The sequence below is a fragment of the Moorena sp. SIO3B2 genome, from assembly GCF_010692525.1.
In the GTDB taxonomy this organism is placed as follows: domain Bacteria; phylum Cyanobacteriota; class Cyanobacteriia; order Cyanobacteriales; family Coleofasciculaceae; genus Moorena; species Moorena producens.
The window spans coordinates 1-4,107 of record NZ_JAAHHE010000366.1; the positions used below are offsets into that span (position 1 = coordinate 1).

At 43.7% G+C, this 4,107-nt stretch carries 3 protein-coding genes; all 3 read left to right on the forward strand.

Going from position 1 to position 4,107, the window contains the following annotated elements:
- The first annotated feature begins 153 nt into the window (after positions 1–153).
- The gene (locus F6K38_RS33720; RefSeq protein ID WP_287359455.1) at positions 154–600 is read left to right on the forward strand and encodes a hypothetical protein; all 447 of its coding nucleotides are present in this window, start codon (positions 154–156) and stop codon (positions 598–600) included.
- A gap of 62 nt (positions 601–662) precedes the next feature.
- Positions 663–2,798, forward strand: coding sequence for a translocation/assembly module TamB domain-containing protein (locus tag F6K38_RS33725; RefSeq protein WP_287359458.1), 2,136 nt, complete (start codon positions 663–665; stop codon positions 2,796–2,798).
- A 111-nt stretch (positions 2,799–2,909) separates the two neighbouring features.
- A partial coding sequence (locus tag F6K38_RS33730; RefSeq protein ID WP_353737247.1) for an autotransporter outer membrane beta-barrel domain-containing protein occupies positions 2,910–4,107 on the forward strand: 1,198 nt, incomplete at its 3' end.

The following is a 4,107-nucleotide window of genomic DNA, read 5'->3' on the forward strand; positions in this document are numbered from 1 at the left end:
GCGACCCGTGGCGAATTTAATAATTAGATGCGGAAAGCGCATGAAACTGGCAAGATGCCAGTTCTACAAAACTCTTACAATCATTCCATTATTAAGCAACCCCAAAAAATCCGTACATTTCAATGATTTGCAAGTGATAAAGGAGCAAAGACTATGAGCGAATACAGTTGGCCTGATGCTATGAATCTTACTGTCAAGAACAAAGTTGGTATCGGTACAAACAACCCAGAAGCAGAGTTACATGTGCTCGGCAAGCTACTCGGCGCAGCCCAAGACACCTCAGGAACAGCCTTAAGAATCTGTTGTGGAAAAACTCCCGAAGGCTCAACTAATTGGCAACCTCATGGGAGTGAAGGTATTTATGTAGATGTAGATACCTCAGCCTGTGGTTTTCAATCGACACCCATTTACCTAGTTAATATGCATGGTAATGACTTTAATTGGGAAACAACAGGCGGAAGTTCTGCATACGAAAGAACTAACCAAAGTTTCCGGGTTTATGTGCGATTTCCTAGTGATAGAGATGGAAGACCAAACCTAACACCAGATTTTGCCAATAGCAAAGGATGGCATATTCAATGGCTGGCAATTGGTAATTAATACCGCTACCGGTAATTATCAATTCACAATTAACAAGTTTTGATCAACAGAGGTAAATAAAAATGGCTTTTAATTGGCCACAGCCAGAACTTACCGTCAGAGGTAAAGTTGGCATTGGTACAGAAACTCCCTCCCAGGAGTTAGACGTAATTGGTGATATTTCCGCTAGAAACTTAACCCTGAATGGCTCCCTCACCATTGATGAAAACCTGACTGTCGGTGGCAATTTCCAACTCGGAACATTATCGATAAACGCATTTTCCAGTGATGGAAACCTAGCAGATAACAGCAATTTAGCTGTTCCTACCGAACAAGCCGTTAAAACCTATGTCGATGGGCAAATTAGTCAAGTTAATAATGCCCTCGATACCAAAGCGGCTCTCAACGGTACTGCTAGCCAAGATTTTGCCACTAATAACCTGACAGTAGGGGGTAATCTACGGGTATCGGGGAATTTGGAAGTACAAGGAAACGTAATTGCCCGTGATACGGAGCATATTGCCGGAAATGTGTCCTTGGGTGACCAAGACAGTGATGAAGTTAAAATTACCGGCGTAATTCGCTCAGGACACTCCTCAGGGTCACTGAGAATAGATGATGCTTTGCATACCACGGGTTCGTTGACTGTGGATGGGAGTTTAAGTGTTAGGGATGCGATCGCTACTGCTCAATTAAGTGTGACCGATCGGGTGAGTGGTTCCCTAACCATTGATAATGATTTGACAGTTAATGGTGCGATTGCCACCAATCAACTCAGCGTCACAGGTAGTGTGACTACACCGTTAACGATTGATAATACTTTAACTGTTAATAGTGCGATTGCCACTAATCAATTAAGCGTTGGTGGCAGTGTTACAGGTTCCTTAACTGTTGATAATAACTTGACAGTTAATGGTGCGATCGCTACTGCTCGATTAAGTGTGACAGAGCAGGTGACAGGTTCCCTCACCATAGAAAATAACTTAACTGTGGGTGGTTTGCTCACTACCAGTGAACTAAATGCGACTGGCATAATCCGATCCGATGTATTTCGATCCTCAACAAATGATTGGGAAATTGCCCGAAATGGCGAACATTTAGAAATTCGGGAGCCAGAAGAAGGTGCTAAAGTCTGGGCAAGGTTTAACGATGATCGAAGTCTTCACCTGATCGGTACACCCAATCTTTGGGTTGATGGTAGAGTTGGTATTGGAACAACGAATCCATCTCAGAAATTAGACGTGCGTGGCAATGTCAACATTAATGGAAATTTGAACGTCACTAACAATATTGCAGGAGGCAACCTCGAATTGAGAGGTGGCACCAATGAGATCCAATTCACGAGAAGTATCCTAAGCAATTTTTTGAATTCTGATTCAACAAATAATCTCAAACTATCTCTGTCCAAGCGACAACTGGTGGGGGAAGACGCACCAACCTATCAACTTTGGATTGGCCATCCTAGTCAATTTCGATTTGGAAATCAAGGAGCAATATTCAACACCTTCTCCACGAAGTTGTCAGTGAGAAGTAATGGAGATGTAAACGTTGCAGGGCGTTTGTCAGCACAAAATCTCACCATCCGTAGTGGAGATAAATCAGGCTATGTTTCAGATCGTTTTGTGAATGCCGTCGGTGATCCGATTGAGCAGGGTGACGTGGTGGTGCTATCTGACCATCCTGTTTCGCGGTTTTATGCCACCCAAAATGACATTCCCATCCCAGAGGTAGATTTAACCAACCGAGCTTATGACACAAGGGTATGCGGAATTGTGGCAAAGGTAACCACAGAAGAGGATTTGCCCTATGTTGATAATGAAGAATCACCAATCCCACCAGAAGTTTTAGCACAAATATCCCCAGAAGACTTACAAAAGCAAATTCCATCAGAAGAACTACCAGAAGAGATTGCTGCCAGTCTTCAAACCCCTCATCCGTTCCAATCTCTTGTTGCTAAAACCGAGGCAGGAATGAACACTGCCGTGGTACAGGATCAGCAAATGGGCAGCATGGTAACCATGGGATGTTTTTCCTACTGTAAGGTTGATGCAGATATTGCACCAATTGCCGTGGGAGATTTACTCACCACCAGCCCCACCAAAGGTCATGGGCAAAAAGTGCTGGAGCCAGAGCGGGCCATTGGTGCGATTATCGGCAAAGCCTTGGGTTCTCTCAGTAGTGGAAAGGTAAAAATTCCTGTGTTGGTGATGCTTCAGTAGATTGGATTGTTATTGGTATTTTCTCAAAGGGAAAAGGTAAAACCTATGAACTATTAATCAGCAATAAAAAAACTGACAATTAACAATTTTTTATCAAGAGAGGTAAAACAAATGACTAGTTGGCCAGATCCAGAACTTACAGTTAGTGGTAGAGTTGGCATTGGTACAGACACTCCCTCACAGGAGTTGGAGGTAATTGGTGATATTTCTGCTACTGGCAATATTTCTGCTACAAACTTAACCCTGAGTGATACTGCTACTGCCGCCCAATTTGTTGGGGATGGTTCTCGTTTAACCGGCTTAGTCACCACTACCGGAAACTCAACCATCGCTGGCTCCCTCACTATTAATGACAACTTTAGTGTCGGTGGTAATTTCCAACTCGGAACATTATCCATAAACGCATTTTCCAGTGATGGAAACCTAGCAGATAACAGCAATTTAGCTGTTCCTACCGAACAAGCGGTTAAAACCTATGTGGATAATCAAATTACCCAGGTTAATAATGCCCTGGATACCAAAGCTGCTCTAAACGGTGCTGCTGACCAAAATTTTAGCGCCCAGAATTTGACAGTAGGGGGTAATCTGCAGGTATCGGGAAATTTGGAAGTACAGGGGGATGTAATTGCCCGTGATACGGAGCATATTGAGGGTAATGTCTCCTTGGGGGATGAAGATAGTGATGTCATTACCATCGCCGGGGTGGTAAGTTCCGGACATTCCTCCGGAGCTTTGGAAGTTAATTCTGGGTTGCATACTACTGGGTCGTTGAGTGTAGATGGCAGTCTAAGTGTTAGGGATGCGATCGCTACTGCTCAATTACGTGTGACAGAGCAGGTGACAGGTTCCCTCACCATTGAGAATAGTCTCCAGCTCGGAACAGGGTTAGCCATTAATGAATTTTCCAGTGATGGAAATCTTACAGATAACAGTGATTTAGCGATACCTACCGAACAAGCGGTTAAAACCTATGTGGATAATCAAATTACCCAGGTTAATAATGCCGTTGATACTAAAGCTGCTCTCAACGGTGCTGCTGACCAAGATTTTACTGCTAATAACCTGACTGTGGATGGGAGTCTCAGTGTTAGTAATGCGATCGCTACCAGTGAACTAAATGCGACTGGCATAATCCGATCCGATGTATTTCGATCCTCAACAAATGATTGGGAAATTGCCCGAAATGGCGAACATTTAGAAATTCGGGAGCCAGAAGAAGGTGCTAAAGTCTGGGCAAGGTTTAACGATGATCGAAGTCTTCACCTGATCGGTACACCCAATCTTTGGGTTGATGGTAGAGTTGGTATTG